15 protein-coding genes and 1 tRNA gene are annotated in these 14274 nt (G+C 60.9%); 10 read left to right on the top strand and 6 right to left on the bottom strand.

Going from position 1 to position 14274, the window contains the following annotated elements:
- Window positions 1–186: 186 nt before the first annotated feature.
- The gene (locus LXM96_RS00500) at window positions 187–1266 is read left to right on the top strand and encodes an ABC transporter ATP-binding protein (RefSeq protein ID WP_239996271.1); all 1080 of its coding nucleotides are present in this window, start codon (window positions 187–189) and stop codon (window positions 1264–1266) included.
- 16 nt (window positions 1267–1282) lie between these two features.
- Here the strand turns inward: LXM96_RS00500 and LXM96_RS00505 are convergent, their stop codons facing one another.
- Window positions 1283–2215 carry a sugar-binding transcriptional regulator gene (locus LXM96_RS00505; RefSeq protein ID WP_239996272.1) on the bottom strand — a complete coding sequence of 311 codons (933 nt, stop codon included), beginning with the start codon at window positions 2213–2215 and terminating at the stop codon, window positions 1283–1285.
- A 157-nt stretch (window positions 2216–2372) separates the two neighbouring features.
- On the opposite strand from LXM96_RS00505, the gene LXM96_RS00510 reads away from it, so the two are divergent.
- The 8 genes from LXM96_RS00510 (at window position 2373) to LXM96_RS00545 (ending at window position 10495) form a co-directional block, all read left to right on the top strand.
- Window positions 2373–3089 (top strand): HAD family hydrolase, encoded by a 717-nt coding sequence (locus tag LXM96_RS00510; RefSeq protein WP_239996273.1) that lies wholly within the window; start codon window positions 2373–2375, stop codon window positions 3087–3089.
- A 122-nt stretch (window positions 3090–3211) separates the two neighbouring features.
- Window positions 3212–4846 (top strand): ABC transporter substrate-binding protein, encoded by a 1635-nt coding sequence (locus LXM96_RS00515; protein WP_239996274.1) that lies wholly within the window; start codon window positions 3212–3214, stop codon window positions 4844–4846.
- Window positions 4847–4952: 106 nt separating this feature from the next.
- A complete protein-coding gene (locus LXM96_RS00520; protein WP_239996275.1) occupies window positions 4953–5951 on the top strand; it encodes an ABC transporter ATP-binding protein in 999 nt (332 codons plus the stop codon).
- Window positions 5952–5999: 48 nt separating this feature from the next.
- Complete coding sequence (locus tag LXM96_RS00525; protein ID WP_239997163.1) at window positions 6000–6938, top strand: ABC transporter ATP-binding protein; 939 nt, start codon at window positions 6000–6002, stop codon at window positions 6936–6938.
- Window positions 6939–6948: 10 nt separating this feature from the next.
- Complete coding sequence (locus LXM96_RS00530) at window positions 6949–7875, top strand: ABC transporter permease (protein ID WP_239996276.1); 927 nt, start codon at window positions 6949–6951, stop codon at window positions 7873–7875.
- 10 nt (window positions 7876–7885) lie between these two features.
- On the top strand, window positions 7886–8767 hold the full coding sequence (locus LXM96_RS00535; protein ID WP_239996277.1) for an ABC transporter permease: 882 nt from the start codon (window positions 7886–7888) through the stop codon (window positions 8765–8767).
- A gap of 28 nt (window positions 8768–8795) precedes the next feature.
- Entirely contained in the window at window positions 8796–9545 is a 750-nt protein-coding gene (locus LXM96_RS00540) for a glycerophosphodiester phosphodiesterase family protein (protein ID WP_239996278.1), read from the top strand.
- A gap of 35 nt (window positions 9546–9580) precedes the next feature.
- The gene (locus LXM96_RS00545; RefSeq protein ID WP_239996279.1) at window positions 9581–10495 is read left to right on the top strand and encodes a TIM barrel protein; all 915 of its coding nucleotides are present in this window, start codon (window positions 9581–9583) and stop codon (window positions 10493–10495) included.
- 228 nt (window positions 10496–10723) lie between these two features.
- Here the strand turns inward: LXM96_RS00545 and LXM96_RS00550 are convergent.
- Window positions 10724–10799, bottom strand: a tRNA-Ile gene (locus LXM96_RS00550).
- 148 nt (window positions 10800–10947) lie between these two features.
- Between LXM96_RS00550 and LXM96_RS00555 the strand changes: the two genes are divergently transcribed.
- Entirely contained in the window at window positions 10948–11703 is a 756-nt protein-coding gene (locus LXM96_RS00555; protein WP_239996280.1) for an SIMPL domain-containing protein, read from the top strand.
- Between the two features lie 75 nt (window positions 11704–11778).
- On the opposite strand, the gene LXM96_RS00560 is transcribed toward LXM96_RS00555, so the two are convergent.
- From LXM96_RS00560 to LXM96_RS00575, 4 genes are all read right to left on the bottom strand, one after another.
- Window positions 11779–12129 carry a hypothetical protein gene (locus LXM96_RS00560; protein WP_239996281.1) on the bottom strand — a complete coding sequence of 117 codons (351 nt, stop codon included), beginning with the start codon at window positions 12127–12129 and terminating at the stop codon, window positions 11779–11781.
- A gap of 128 nt (window positions 12130–12257) precedes the next feature.
- Entirely contained in the window at window positions 12258–12680 is a 423-nt protein-coding gene (locus LXM96_RS00565) for a secondary thiamine-phosphate synthase enzyme YjbQ (RefSeq protein ID WP_239996282.1), read from the bottom strand.
- Between the two features lie 56 nt (window positions 12681–12736).
- A complete protein-coding gene (locus tag LXM96_RS00570; protein ID WP_239996283.1) occupies window positions 12737–13090 on the bottom strand; it encodes a DUF1428 domain-containing protein in 354 nt (117 codons plus the stop codon).
- Between the two features lie 89 nt (window positions 13091–13179).
- Window positions 13180–14220, bottom strand: a complete 1041-nt coding sequence (locus tag LXM96_RS00575) for a zinc-dependent alcohol dehydrogenase family protein (RefSeq protein WP_239996284.1) — start codon at window positions 14218–14220, stop codon at window positions 13180–13182.
- Window positions 14221–14274: the final 54 nt, after the last annotated feature.

Below are 14274 nucleotides of genomic sequence, written 5' to 3' on the forward strand. Positions count from 1 at the left end.
ATATCGCGCTTGAGCGCGTTAAAAGTGGCCGCCGACTTTGCCGGCTTGACGTCTCGCGCATTCGACTGGGCAGAAAAATACATCATTCGCTTCCGCGGAGTTGCCAATTATCTTTCGTCCGATTATTGATATTGATATCGATAACGGACGTCAAGAGCCAAACAAGACCTTGCGAGGAGTAGACCCGTGACTGCAATCAGCTTAAGGGAAATCCGGAAATGCTATGGATCGCTGCAGGTCATCCACGACATCGATATCGATATCGAAAGCGGTGAATTTCTCGTTCTGGTCGGTCCCTCTGGCTGCGGAAAATCCACCCTGCTGCGAATGATCGCGGGTCTTGAGGAGATCTCCGGAGGCCAGCTGAAGATTGGCGAGAAGCTGATGAACGCCCTCCCGCCGTCTCAGAGAGACATCGCGATGGTGTTTCAAGACTATGCGCTCTATCCACACATGAGTGTGCTGGAGAACATGGCATTCGGGCTGAAGATGCGCGGGACAGACGAGGCCGTCATCCAGCAGCGCGTCGCGCAGGCGGCCAATATCCTTCGGATCCAGCCGTTTCTTGATCGGCGGCCTGCCCAGCTTTCCGGCGGTCAACGCCAACGCGTCGCCATGGGCCGCGCCATTGTGCGGGAGCCTTCCGCGTTCCTCTTCGACGAGCCACTTTCCAATCTCGATGCGGCGCTGCGTGTGGAAATGCGCCTTGAGATCGCAAAGCTTCATAATCGCATGAAGGCGACCACAGTATACGTCACTCACGATCAGGTCGAGGCAATGACGCTTGCGGATCGCATTGTGGTGCTGAATGCCGGGCGCATCGAACAGATTGGTCCTCCGCTGGAGCTTTACCGCCGTCCGGCCAGCCTCTTTGTCGCCCGCTTCATCGGCAGCCCGACCATGAACACGATGTCAGCCGACATCGTCTCTCACAACGATCAGCTGACAATTCACATCAAGGGCCACACGATTAGACTTGCCGATGTGGTTGCAGGCGGGTTCAGAGCTGGAACTGTGACGGTTGGCATTCGGCCTGAGGATTTATCCGCCTGCGCTCCAGAGGACGCTTGGTTTAGTGGGAAGCTTGCGGTCGCCGAACGCTTGGGGAGCCAGACGTACGGATATCTGGAAACGGGCGACACGCGCATGCTGACCGCGGAGTTTACTCGAGACGCAACCATCAGCGTTGGTGACACAGTGCACTTGCGCCCCGACTTGAGCGCTCTTCATGTGTTCGATGGCTCGTCTGGTCAACGCCTGAGCTGAGCAACACAGTGGGTGGTCACATCAAGAGGACCCGAGCACTGTCAGCGTCAGTCACCACAGCAGTTGCTAGCTGAGCTCTCAGGACCGCGAAAAGGATCGCATGCTTGTGCGGCCCCGCAGATGCAATGATCCTGGTCGGAATGGTGCGATAGGCTTCAAGATCCGGCGATATCACCTGCCGATTGACGCAATGGTGCACAGACCGCCCCTCTGCGTCCAGATAGCGCCCGAGGATGTCGCCAACGGCGCCGGCCGCCACTAACTCGCTCACATTCGTCTGCGCCGGCAGTCCATAGCGAACCTGTAGGGACTGGCCCGTCACGTCGCCCACGCTGAGAAACGACACATCAACATTCGCTGCGTCTCGGACAAACTCCTGGAAGACCGGCTGAGCCATAATTACCGCGTGCGCCTCCTCGCTACCAGCGTAGATGGGTGCGGCAAAATAGTGGCACTTAGCGTTGAGGACCTTGGCGAAGCTCCTCACGATCTCGAACGTATTGATCTCCGAACCGCGGGTTAACCCTCCCATAAGCGATCTTATTCGCATGTCCGGCTCTTGCGCTTGGTTCATCTGGCGGGCCGTTTCATACAGCGTCGCCCCCCAACCAACGCCGATTGATCTCGGCTTGCGGACTTGGATGAACCGGTCGAGGAAGGATGCGGACGCTCTGCCAATCACCGCATGCATATGCACGGGATCGCCCGGTGTTGGCGAGACTATTGCATGCTCCAGCCCGAAGCGCTCGCAAAGCCTCGCCTCGAGCTCGACGTTTTCGGCAAAGGGAGAGCTAAAGCTAATCCGCACAACCCCCTGCTCCAGAGCCAGCGCGAGAAGCTCGTTGATGCGTCGACGCGTGAGGTTCATCCGCTCCCCGATCTGCGCCTGTGTCAGCCCCTCGACGTGGTAGAACCACGCTGCTTTCACCATCAGTTCCTGTTGCTCCACTCACCCCTCCGATCAAATGTCACAGTGGCGTAACATATGTAACTTACACCACCTTCGTAGGCACAGCCAGGGAGTGGGCCCGATCTTCCTCCGGCGTGCAAACAGCGAGTACCGACATTCCCCCAAAGATTGTCTCGCGCCAAGAACGGATTGAGAGATGACCGCGACTGACTTGCTTATCTTCGACTGCGACGGTGTTCTGATCGACAGCGAGCCTTTGGCGAGCCGTGTTCTTTGGCAGGCCCTGCGTGGCGCGGGCGCCGATGTCTCGCATCAGGAGGTATGGCAACGATTTACCGGATTTGCCGAAGCAGACGCCAAAAAGATATGCCGCGAGGCCTTCGACCTTCGTGACACCGACCAGATCTTCGAGGGTTTGCGAACTGCTCTTCAGGAGGAGTTTGCTAGGGCGCTATCGCCCATGCCGGGGATGCCTGACTTGGTTCGTTCTCTCTCCATCCGCAAGTGTGTCGCCTCAAACAGCAGTTTCGAGCGCTTAAAGAACAGCCTCGGCCTATTCGATCTGTGGCACGAGTTCTCCCCCTATGTGTTCAGTGGCGAGTCGGTTGCCCGCCCAAAGCCAGCGCCCGATCTCTTCCTCCATTGCGCCGACGCATTTGGCCTTGACCCAGCCCGCTGCCTCGTCATCGACGACAGCCCCCACGGCATCCTCGGTGGCGTGGCAGCCGGCATGCGCACAATCGGATTTGTTGATCCGTCCGATCCGCGTCCTGATCGATACGGCGTCTTGAAGGACGCCGGAGCAGAGGCGGTGGTCACGGGGGCTACCGGTCTTAAGACGGCGCTGGAAGGTATTTTGTCGGGCGGCCATGCGGATGGGCATCCTGCCCAGAAGCGTGCCGTGCCCGCCTGATCATTCCGCGTCGCGGTCCTCTGCGGCGCGTCATCAAAAATTCACGAGCTCATTAACAAACCGACATTCGAGGAGCTCAGGAGAAGCTTGCTTTTCGAAGTCTGAACCTCAGGAGGTTATCGATGCTTTCCATCAATCGACGCGGCGCGCTTGGCCTGATCGGTGCCGCCACCGGAAGCCTTATCCTGCCGCGAATGACCTTTGCACAGGGCAAGCGCCCTTCGGTGACGATCGCGGTCCAGAAGATCACCAACAACAACACGCTCTGCGTTTGGAATGAGCAGTCCAATGTCGGTGAGCGGGTGTTCTTCCCCAACCTGTGGGAAGGCCTCATCCTGCGTGACTGGATGGGAAATCAGGGCCCCATCGCAGGCCTGGCTACAGAATGGAAGCGCATAGACGACAAGACCCTTGAGCTAAAGCTGCGCCAGGGGGTGAAGTTCCACAATGGCGACGAGCTGACGGCTGACGACGTTGTCTTCTCCTTCTCCAAGGAGCGCGTGTTTGGTGACACCGAGCCTAAGGGCGGGAAGACCATCTTCGAAGACGACCATAAACCCACCACGGCCAAGGAACTGCCTGCCTCCGTCCCGGGCATTGGCCGGCGTCTGTGGCCGGCCCTCGCCGGCGTGGAGGCCGTCGACAAATACACCGTCCGCTTCCACAACACGACACCGGACGTTACCCTTGAAGGGCGCCTCTACGCCTATGGCAGCCAGATCGCCAACCGCCGCGCCTGGGATGAAGCTGCCTCCTTCACCGAATGGGCGCGCAGACCGGTTACGACCGGCCCGTACATGGTGAGCGAATACAAGCCGGACGTCTCACTGACGCTTGTTGCCTTCGACGAATATTGGGGTGGCCGTCCGCCGCTGGAGGAAATTCGCTTCGTTGAAGTTCCGGAAGTCGCCTCACGCGTGAACGGGCTGCTGTCGGGCGAGTACGACTTTGCCTGCGACCTGCCGCCGGACCAGATCGGCGCGGTGGAGGCCGCATCGGGCTTTGAGGTGCAGGGATCGACAATCCTCAACCACCGCATTTCCGTGTTCAATACACAAAACCCCGTTCTCGCCGATCCGCTGGTGCGCCGCGCCATGACGCACGCGATCGATCGCAAGGCCATCGTTGAAGCCTTGTGGGGCGGCCAGACAGTGGTGCCTCCCGGCCTGCAGTTCGACATCTTCAAGACGACAGACATGTTCATCGAGGGTTGGCAGGCTCCGGAATTCAATCCGGAGCTGGCCCGTGATCTTCTCAAGCAGGCAAACTATAAAGGCGATGCGATCCCTTATCGACTGCTCAACAATTATTACACCAACCAGACGTCCAACGGACAGATCATGGTCGAGATGTGGAAGCAGGTGGGTCTAAACGTCGAGATCCAGATGAAAGAAAACTGGGCGCAAATCCACGATCCGGAAGGCATCAAGGGCGTGCGTGACTGGTCCGCTTCGGCCAACATCAACGACCCAGTGACGCCGATGGTCACGCAATTCGGTCCCAACGGCGAAATGCAGCAGAAGAAGGACTGGACGAACGCAGAGATGAACGATCTGTCCGTCGTGCTGGAAACCTCCACCGATCGCGCGGCCCGAAAGAAGGCTTATGCCCGGATCCTCGAAATTTGCGAGCGCGAAGACCCCGCTTATCAGGTCCTGCACCAGAACGCCGTGTTCACTGGCATGAAGTCCTCGCTCAAGTGGAAGGCAGCGCCCGCCTTCGCCATGGACTTCCGCTCCAACAACTGGACCATGTAGCGGTCCCGTATTGTCCGGCGGGTTTGATCCGCCGGACTCCCCTTCCGGAAACCATGGCGGCCAGGACAAGCTGACGCGCCATCAGTCCTTGAAGAAGGAGAACGCGATGTCGCAAGAACTCGTGGAATTGCGCGATTTGAAGGTCGCCTTCGACGGCATTCAGGTGCTGCACGGCATTGATTTGACCGTTGGCCGTGGTGAAGCGCTCGGGCTGGTAGGTGAATCCGGCTGCGGCAAATCCGTGACGTGGTTGGCGGCCCTCGGCCTTCTGCCCGGCAAGGCGACAATATCGGGCTCGGTTTGCATCGAGGGTCATGAACTCTGCGGTGCGCCTCGCCAAGCGCTGGAAACCGTGCGCGGCGGACGCATCGCGATGATCTTCCAAGACCCGTCGAGCTCGCTTAACCCGGTCATTGGCATCGGTCAGCAGATCACAGAGGCGTTGACGCTTCACCGTGATCTTAGAGGAGAGACGGCAAGGGCGGAGGCACTGCGGCTCCTGGACATGGTTGGAATTCCAGATGCTCCTCGTCGCTTCAATCTATTTCCCCACGAGTTCTCCGGCGGCCAATGTCAGCGGCTGATGATTGCCATGGCCCTCGCCGGCGAGCCCGACCTGCTGATTGCCGACGAACCGACGACCGCGCTCGATGCCACCATCCAGGCGCAAATCCTCGACCTCCTAATCCAGCTTCGCGCAGAGACCGGCATGGCTACCGTCTTCATCAGCCATGATCTCGGCGCCGTCTCTCAGGTCTGTGAGCGGGTATGCGTCATGTATGCCGGCCGCATTGTCGAGCAAGGGTCGATCACGCAGCTGTTCTCCAATCCCCAGCACCCTTATACCCGCGGCCTGTTCGATGCGATTCCCCGCCTCGACGGACCGCGCACTCGCCTTGTCCCGATACCGGGGACTGTGCCCAATCCCAAACACCTGACCGCTGGCTGCGCCTTTGCGCCCCGCTGCGCCCATGCCGCGGCCCCCTGCGATTTTCATCGCCCCCAACTCGATATGCTTGAAGATGGGCGGCGGCTGGCATGCTTCAATCCGGTGCTTTCTGCCGGCACGGCGCCTGTCCGGCAGAAATTGGTGGAGGGCGTTTAGGTGGTCGCTGCGCTTATCAAGGCCGAGGGACTGACGCGCATCTACGAAATGCGGCGCGGGCTCTTCGGCAAGGTAACACCTGTGCGTGCCGTGGATGACCTGTCCCTCAAGGTTCTGCCCGGCGAGACGCTCGGCGTTGTCGGGGAATCCGGATCCGGGAAATCGACACTCGGCCGGATGCTGCTGGGGATCGATCCGGCTGAGAGCGGCACAGTCACTTTCGAAGACAAGCCGATGCCGGCATTTGGAACAGCGGAATGGCGTGCGTTGCGGGTCAGGATGCAGCTTGTCTACCAGGACCCTCTGGCAGCACTGGACCGGCGGCTCACCATCGCCACGCAGATTCGCGAGCCGCTGGACATACACAACCTGCTGACCAAGGATGAACGGGATGCGCGCGTACAGGCGCTGATGGCAGCTGTCGGCCTGAGGCCGGACCAGGCTGACCGTTATCCACACGAGTTGTCCGGCGGACAACGCCAACGTGCAGTGATCGCCAGAGCGCTTGCCTCCCGTCCCCGCCTGATCGTCTGTGACGAGCCGGTTTCGGCACTCGACGTGTCAATCCAGGCACAGGTGGTCAACATGCTGCGTGACCTGCAGGATGAATTCCAGATCGCCATGGTCTTCATCAGCCACGACCTGAAAGTCGTGCGTAACATCGCCGATCGGGTTGTCGTCATGTATCTGGGGCGGATCGTGGAAGAGGCCTCTTCCGACGTGATCTTTGCCTCGCCGCGTCATCCCTATACCCAGGCGCTGGTCTCAAGCGTGCCTGTCCCGGGCCAGCCGTTAAAGGGTCGCATGATCCTGCAGGGGGAGCCGCCGAACCCTGCCAGCCGCCCTTCCGGGTGCGCCTTCCATCCCCGCTGTCCGCTCGCGACCGATATCTGCCGCACCACGGTGCCGATGCTTCGCACGGTTGGCTTGCAGCGAGCCGCCGCCTGCCACCTCGTCGAAGGCGCAAACGCGCCGATCGCTGCCTGAGGAGACGGGAATGGTGCGCTTCGTTTTCGCCCGCCTGCTGCGCGCTCTCATCACCATCCTGGCAGTCGTCACCTTTGCGTTCGTGGTGCTGCGCATGTCCGGCGATCCGGCCCAGGTCATGCTCGGACCCGACGTGCCGCAGGACGCGGTCGATGCCTTCCGCAATGCCTGGGGGCTCGACCAGCCGTTATGGATCCAGTACCTCGCCTACATCAAATCGATCTTCACCGGCGATTTCGGCGTTTCGATGCGCGACAAGGCCTCAGCCTTGCAACTCGTATTGGAGCGCGTTCCCGCGACGCTGCAACTGACGATCCCGGCGCTGCTCCTGAAGCTGATGATCGGCGTTCCGGCCGGCGTCTATGCAGCACTCCATCGCCAGAGCGCCATCGACCGTGGCGTCATCCTGCTCGCCATCCTCGGCTTCACCCTTCCCTCCTTCGTTCTAGGCCTGCTCCTGGTCCTTGTCTTCTCGGTCATCCTCGGGGTGCTTCCCTCGGGGGGCCAGGACACATGGGTTCACGGCCTGCTTCCGACGATCACAATGAGCATCGGCGGGATCGGCATCCTGGCGCGATTCTCGCGCAGTGCAATGATAGAGGTCATGGGCCAGCCTTATATCCGCACGGCGTCCGCGAAAGGCCTCAAATGGTCGAATGTGGTGTGGAACCACGCACTGCCCAACGCCGCCGTGCCGATCATCACCATTGTCGGCTTCATGGTCGGCTCGTTGATTGCTGGCGCCGTGGTCGTCGAGTCGATCTTCTCCTGGCCCGGCATCGGCCGTCTGCTGGTCGTGTCGGTCAGCAACCGCGACCTCGCGGTCGTCCAGTGCATCCTGCTGATGATCGCGGCCACAATGGTGCTCTCCAATCTGATGGTCGATCTCTTCTACGGCTGGCTGGATCCGCGTCTACGTCATCAAACCGCGCACTAGGACAACAAGCATGACTACGGCAGATCTTGACCACACCCACACCATCGCAAGCCGCAGGCCTTGTTTCGTTGCGACGCTCCGCCGCCACGTTCCGCTGTCGATCGGGCTCGGCATCCTGTGGCTTGTGGTCATGGTTCTCGTCGCCATCTTCGCCGACGTCCTACGCCCCTACAGCATTACCGCGATGGACCTTACCAACCGGCTCTCTGCACCCGGAAACCCGAAGCACTGGCTTGGCACGGACGAGCTCGGCCGCGATGTTCTCGCGCGCCTTATCCAGTCGGTACGTATCTCGCTCGTCATTGCCTTCAGCGCAACGATCATCTCCGCAGTCTTTGGCACGGCGCTCGGCTTTGCTGCGGCGAAATTTCGCGGCATTGTCGAGCACGTCGTTCTCGTCCTGGCGGACTTCCAGGCAGCCCTGCCGTTCCTCGTCATGTCGCTTGCCGTTCTTGCCTTCTTCGGCTCTTCAATGGTGCTCATCGTCTGCCTGATGGGCTTCTACGGCTGGGAACGCTACGCCCGCGTTGCGCGGGGACTGGCCATCTCGGCTAGCGCCCAAGGCTATGCGTCTGCCGTGGTGCAGCTCGGCGCGTCGCCGCTCAGGGTCTACTTCCGCCACATCCTGCCCAACGTTGCATCGACGCTGATCGTCTCGATGACCCTCACATTTCCCGAGATCATCCTGATGGAAAGCGGGCTGTCCTTCCTGGGGCTCGGCGTGCAGCCGCCGGAGACCAGCCTTGGCAACATGGTTGGCTTTGGCCGCGAGTACCTTACACGCGCACCGTGGATCATGCTCGCCCCTGCTCTCGTCATCATGCTGACGACGCTGTCCATATCGCTTGTCGGCGATTGGCTGCGAGACAAGCTTGACCCAACCGTTCGCTGAACTTCACTCGACCTAGCAGGAAATCCCCATGACCCTGATTACCGGCCATCGCGGCGCACGCAATCTCTGGCCCGAGAACTCGCTCCAAGGCTTCCGCAATGTGCTCGACCTAGGCGTCGATGCGGTCGAATTCGACGTGCACCTGACGGATGCCGGCGAGCTCCTGGTTATCCACGACGCAACGCTCGACCGCACGACGGAGGGCGAAGGCCCGGTGAAGCGGCTTTCGGCCGAAGCCCGCCACAGGATCAAGCTCAAGGATAGCGACGAGATTATTCCAACGCTGGGTGAGGTGCTTGATGTGCTGACTTCTGCAGACGGCCTTCCCCTCCACGTGGAATTAAAGAGTGACGAGGCTGGAAATCCTTATCCCGGCATTGTGGAGAAGGTTGCCGCCGAACTTGCCGCACGCGGCCTTTCCGCGCGCACCTACCTGACTTCTTTCGACGTTTCCGTCCTGGAAGACTGCCGCCGCATCGCGCCCGAGCTAGCGCGCCTTGTTTCAGTCAATGCCGCCTGGGCGCAGAGACAGGGCGGGCTCGACCGTTTCATTGCACAGGTCGCGGATCTTGTCGAAGTCGTCGCCATTCATCACGAACTGATGGAGGCCGAATGGGCGCTGGTCACATCTCGTCTGCCGCTTAAGCGTATGTGCGTCTGGACGCTCAACGACGAGGCGCTAATCACAGATTGGCTGAAGCGCGGCATCGGTCACCTCACATCCGACAGGCCCGACCTCGCCCTTGAACTGCGAAGCAGTCTCGCATCCGCAGCATGAACCGCCTCACCTCTTTCCAACACCCGGAGATAACCATGGGCAATATCATCGCAACCGGCTTCAACGCCGGCTCCATCAATGGCGAAATTGAGAGCTTCGAAGAGGACCTTCGTGCGCTCGCCGAGATCGGTGTCGATACCGTCGAACTGGGACTGACCACTCTCGACGTGATCGCCGGCGGGCGCATCATCAAGGATCGCGCGGAGCGGCTGGTGGAGATGACCCGCAAGTTCGACTTCCGATACACCGTCCACGGCCTGGTATCTTCCAATTTCATGGATCCTGCGACCTGCCGCTACCATATCGACGCCGCCAAGGCACTGGTCGAACTCTGCGACCGTGTAGACGCTCGCATTCTAGTTCAGCACGGTGGCTGCCTGCGCGGCGACCAGATCTTCGACCGTCCCGAAGCCGATCTGCGCGAGCGCGAAGCACTGTTGGAGCTTGCTGAGTTCGCAAAGCCCTATGGCGTGCGCATCGCACTGGAGAACATCTTCACAACTGAGCCCGGTCAATATCGCCAGACGCCAGCCGAAGTCGCGGAGACGGTGAAGGCGGTCAATCATCAAAATGTCGTCGCCCTCATCGATTTCAGCCATGCCTATATCGAGTCCACCTACCGCGGCCTGAACTTCCGCGAGCAGATCGCTGCCATGGCCCCTGTCGCCGGACACCTGCACCTGCATGATAGCTTCGGGCGCCCGCAAGGCTTCTACAAGGGCTTTCACCCGCAGGAGAACACGGCCATGGGCATCGGTGACCTGCACATGCCACTCGGCTGGGGCGACATCGACTGGGATGATATTTTTAAGGAACTGAAATTCCTTCCCGGGACAGTCGCGATGATGGAGATCGGTCGTCGCTACCGTTCAGAGCAGCCGGAGAGCCTTCAGCGCGCGCGTAGGCTGTTGGCGGTGAATGGCAGCAACTCTGCAATTGCCGCCGAGTGAAACTGCACAGAAAGTGACCTCGCCCCCCCACGGGAGGCGAGGTCTGCGCCTTCGCAAGCGTCGATCTTTCAGGCGAACACTTTCTAGCTAGGTGGACCAACGTCGTCCAATAATGATCCGCTTAATGGCTCAGTCCGGCTTCATTGGTCTAAGCGCCATAATCTTGGTCGGAGAGCGTCGCCCAAAAAGGGCCTACTCCACATCATCAAAATCAATAACTTAGACCTTTGGTGGGCCCGGAGGGACTCGAACCCCCAACCAAGCGGTTATGAGCCGCCGGCTCTAACCATTGAGCTACAGGCCCTGCCCGAAGGGCATGGGGCGGGCGCAATGGCTCGCCGACCCCGGACGCCCGCTCTAACGCAATTCCGTTACCGCCACAAGGCGTTGCCGCAATAGCTACACAATCTCCCTCCAGCTATTGTCCGGGACAAACTGAAGAGGAATCATCCATGCCCCGATCCGCTGCCGCGAGTGCCTTCGCCGCTCTGTCGCTTCCCGTCCTCCTGGCGATCGCTTGGCCAAGCACAGTCCTTGCACAGGAACCGCCCTCCCCGCGTGAACGGGTGGTTCGCGTTTCTGCTGTTGGGGAGGCACGCGTCGCGCCCGATACGGCAATCGTCAGCCTGTCGGTGGTGCGCAATTCGCAGACGGCCCAGGTCGCGGTCGACAGCAACAGCCAGGCGATGAACGCGGTGACCGCCGCCTTGAAGGCTGAGGGCATCGAGGCCAGGGACATGCAGACAAGCAACTTCTCGATCCAGCCTCAATACCGCCATTTCCAGCCGAAGGAAGACGGAACCGTCGACCCGCCGGAGGTCGTCGGTTACGAGGTCACCAACACACTGACGGTGAAGATCCGCGACCTTGCGAAGGTCGGCGCCATTCTCGACCGCTCGGTCAAGCTTGGCATCAACCAAGGCGGGCAGATCGTTTTCACCAATGATGATCCCGAGGGCGCGTTAAGCGATGCGCGGCGGCAGGCCGTCGAGAAGGCCATGGCGAAGGCTCGCACGCTGACGCAAGCAGCGGGAGTAACGCTTGGCGACGTGGTCGAGATCGGCGAGAGCGTTCAACCGCCAATGCCACCCCAGCCAATGTATCGGATGGCGATGACAAAGGAGGCCGCGTCCGACGCCGTTGCCATTTCTGCGGGGGAAAACACGTATGCCGTCACCGTGGATGTGATCTTCGCCCTGGAGCAATAGAAAGGCGCCCTGCCGACCTTGCTGCAGGTCGGCAGGGCGCCCCCATCCGTCTTCGGGCGAAGGAGACGGATACTTTTAGCGGCGGATTACAGGGCAGCCGCGGTCGTTCGCAAAGACAACGCGGTCGCGACCATGGCGGTCGCGGCCGATGACGGTCACGGTGCGGCGGTCGACATCCACCACACGGGCGCGGCGCAGCCCCATATGCCGCGCCTTTTCCTCAGCAAGCCAAGGCGCGCAACGGCCACCGCGCTCGCGGCGCGGACGCTCCCATCGATCGCCACGACGGTGATCGCGATCCCACCCGCCGTGCTGGACGAAGATCCGAAATTCTGGTCCTCCAGCGGCTGCCGTGGACGCGGTAGCGGTGAAACCGGCAAGCGCGATGAGAGCGGCAAGTCCGGTCTTTACAAGCATATTGGTCATTGGTGTCTCTCCCAGGAGGGCCAGAAGCTGGCGCCGTTGATCTCTCCCGCCTGCCGGGATTGAGGAGACCCTAGGAGGATGCTGCTGAACGCTCCCAGAATCTGCCGTTCAGGAAGGGTTCATCGGCATCAGCGGGAAAGGTGGAGCACGACGCTGCGGCTCTGCGGCCGATCGCGATGCTCGAAGAGATAGATGCCCTGCCAAGTGCCGAGCACCGGGCGGCCACCGGCCACCGGTATCGCGAGCGACACGGCCATCAGCGCCGCCTTGATGTGGGCCGGCATGTCGTCCGGGCCCTCGCTCATATGGGTCACCCAGCTCATCGATGGCGCATCGGACGGCGGCACTAGGCGCGAGAAGAAGGTCTTCAGGTCACGTTGCACATCGGGATCGGCATTTTCCTGAACCAGCAGGGAGCAGGAGGTATGCCGCACGAAAACCGTCAACAGCCCCTCCTCCACCCCTTGCCGGCGGACGAAGTCCGCAACCTCGCCCGTGAACTCGTAGAGGCCCTGGCCCCGGGTCTCGATCGTCAGTTGCGTTTGCGGCATCGATGTCCTTCAATTATGCACGGAGCGCCCACGGGACCTCCCAGGGACGTGCCCCGTCATAGTGTCAGAAACGCCTGAAAGCCGCCATAGATCATCCGCTTGCCGTCGAAGACCTGCTTCCACTCCTCCCCCGCAAGCCGCGGATCTGCCATCACCTTCGCGCAGATTTCGTCGCGGCTGGCGCGGTCCTTGTAGGTGATCCAGGAGAAGATCACCGTCTCCTCTCCCGTTGCCTGGACCGAGCGCGGGAAGGACGTCACCTCGCCATAGGGGATATCGTCACCGATGCACTCCACGTAGGAAAGTGCGCCATGCTCCATCCATACCTCGCCGCCCACGCGCGCCATTTCCCTGTAGGCGTCGAGTTTAGTCTTGGGAACAGGAACGATGAACCCGTCGACATACACCATTGTCTTCCTCCTTCGTTGACTTGACCAACGCGAGGACGTTTCAACCGCAACGAAGCCGACAATGGTGGCACGATTTCCTGAAACGGAGATCAGAAGCGGGTGATGACGCTGATCCCCGGTGCCGTCGCGCGGTCCATTTCCATCAATGCTGGCACTGCTTCCTCCAGGCTGATGCGCGAGGAGATCAGCTTCGACGGCGCCATTCGGCCGGCTGCGATCATTGACAGCATGGCATCATAGCGCCAGGCCTGCATGCCATGGCTGCCATAGATCTCGAGCTCGTGGCCGATCACCTGCGCCATGGGGATCTGCGGCGTGGAGTTCTCGCCCAGCATCAGTCCGACCTGCACATGGCGCCCGCGGCGGCGAAGATTCCTGATCGAGTTGAAGCAGGTGGTCGGATGGCCGAGCGCATCGATTGAAACATGCGCTCCACCCTTGGTAATCTCCCGCACCGCCTCGACAGGATCCGCGACGCTGCTGGCGTTGATGGTCGCCACCGCACCGCAAGCGCGAGCAAGCTCGAGCTTCTCTTCGGACAGATCTATCCCGATCGCATTCGCACCCAGCGCCGTGGCGATCATGATGGCGGAAAGCCCGACGCCGCCGCAGCCATGCACGGCGATCCACTCCCCCGGCCCCGTCCGGGCCTGATCGGCAACAGCACGAAACGAGGTGGCGAACCGGCAGCCGAGGCTGGCGGCGGTTGCATCATCGATCTCTTCCTGCAGACGCACGAGATTGGTGTCGGCATAGCCGATCGCCACATATTCCGCGAAGGAGCCCCAATGGGTGAAACCCGGCTGGAACTGGTTCGGGCAAACCTGCTGGTTGCCGGAATGGCATTCGCTACAGTGGCCGCAACCGGAGACGAAGGGCACCGTCACCCGGTGGCCGACCTTGAAACGCATCACCCCCCTGCCAGTCGCGACGACTTCGCCGGCCAGTTCATGGCCCGGAACATGCGGCAGGTGGATGTCCGGGTCGTGCCCCATCCAACCGTGCCAATCGCTACGGCAAAGGCCCGTGGCGCCGACCTTGATAACGACACCGTCATCCGTCGGGGTGGGGTCGGGAAGATTGAGGATTTCCGGCGCCTTCTCAAAGGCGTCGTAGAACATGGCTTTCATGAGTCTACCTTCTGATGTCGCGCGCAGCATAGTCGGGAGCTTCAACCGGTCAAC

Source organism: Rhizobium halophilum (assembly GCF_021648825.1).
Classification (GTDB): domain Bacteria; phylum Pseudomonadota; class Alphaproteobacteria; order Rhizobiales; family Rhizobiaceae; genus Neorhizobium; species Neorhizobium halophilum.

Coding starts and splice junctions, on each gene's coding strand:
- LXM96_RS00510 (WP_239996273.1), top strand. CDS start 2,373: ATGACCGCGACTGACTTGCTTATCTTCGACTGCGACGGTGTTCTGATC.
- LXM96_RS00515 (WP_239996274.1), top strand. CDS start 3,212: ATGCTTTCCATCAATCGACGCGGCGCGCTTGGCCTGATCGGTGCCGCC.
- LXM96_RS00520 (WP_239996275.1), top strand. CDS start 4,953: ATGTCGCAAGAACTCGTGGAATTGCGCGATTTGAAGGTCGCCTTCGAC.
- LXM96_RS00525 (WP_239997163.1), top strand. CDS start 6,000: ATGCGGCGCGGGCTCTTCGGCAAGGTAACACCTGTGCGTGCCGTGGAT.
- LXM96_RS00530 (WP_239996276.1), top strand. CDS start 6,949: ATGGTGCGCTTCGTTTTCGCCCGCCTGCTGCGCGCTCTCATCACCATC.
- LXM96_RS00535 (WP_239996277.1), top strand. CDS start 7,886: ATGACTACGGCAGATCTTGACCACACCCACACCATCGCAAGCCGCAGG.
- LXM96_RS00540 (WP_239996278.1), top strand. CDS start 8,796: ATGACCCTGATTACCGGCCATCGCGGCGCACGCAATCTCTGGCCCGAG.
- LXM96_RS00545 (WP_239996279.1), top strand. CDS start 9,581: ATGGGCAATATCATCGCAACCGGCTTCAACGCCGGCTCCATCAATGGC.
- LXM96_RS00555 (WP_239996280.1), top strand. CDS start 10,948: ATGCCCCGATCCGCTGCCGCGAGTGCCTTCGCCGCTCTGTCGCTTCCC.
- LXM96_RS00560 (WP_239996281.1), bottom strand. CDS start 12,129: ATGACCAATATGCTTGTAAAGACCGGACTTGCCGCTCTCATCGCGCTT.
- LXM96_RS00565 (WP_239996282.1), bottom strand. CDS start 12,680: ATGCCGCAAACGCAACTGACGATCGAGACCCGGGGCCAGGGCCTCTAC.
- LXM96_RS00570 (WP_239996283.1), bottom strand. CDS start 13,090: ATGGTGTATGTCGACGGGTTCATCGTTCCTGTTCCCAAGACTAAACTC.
- LXM96_RS00575 (WP_239996284.1), bottom strand. CDS start 14,220: ATGAAAGCCATGTTCTACGACGCCTTTGAGAAGGCGCCGGAAATCCTC.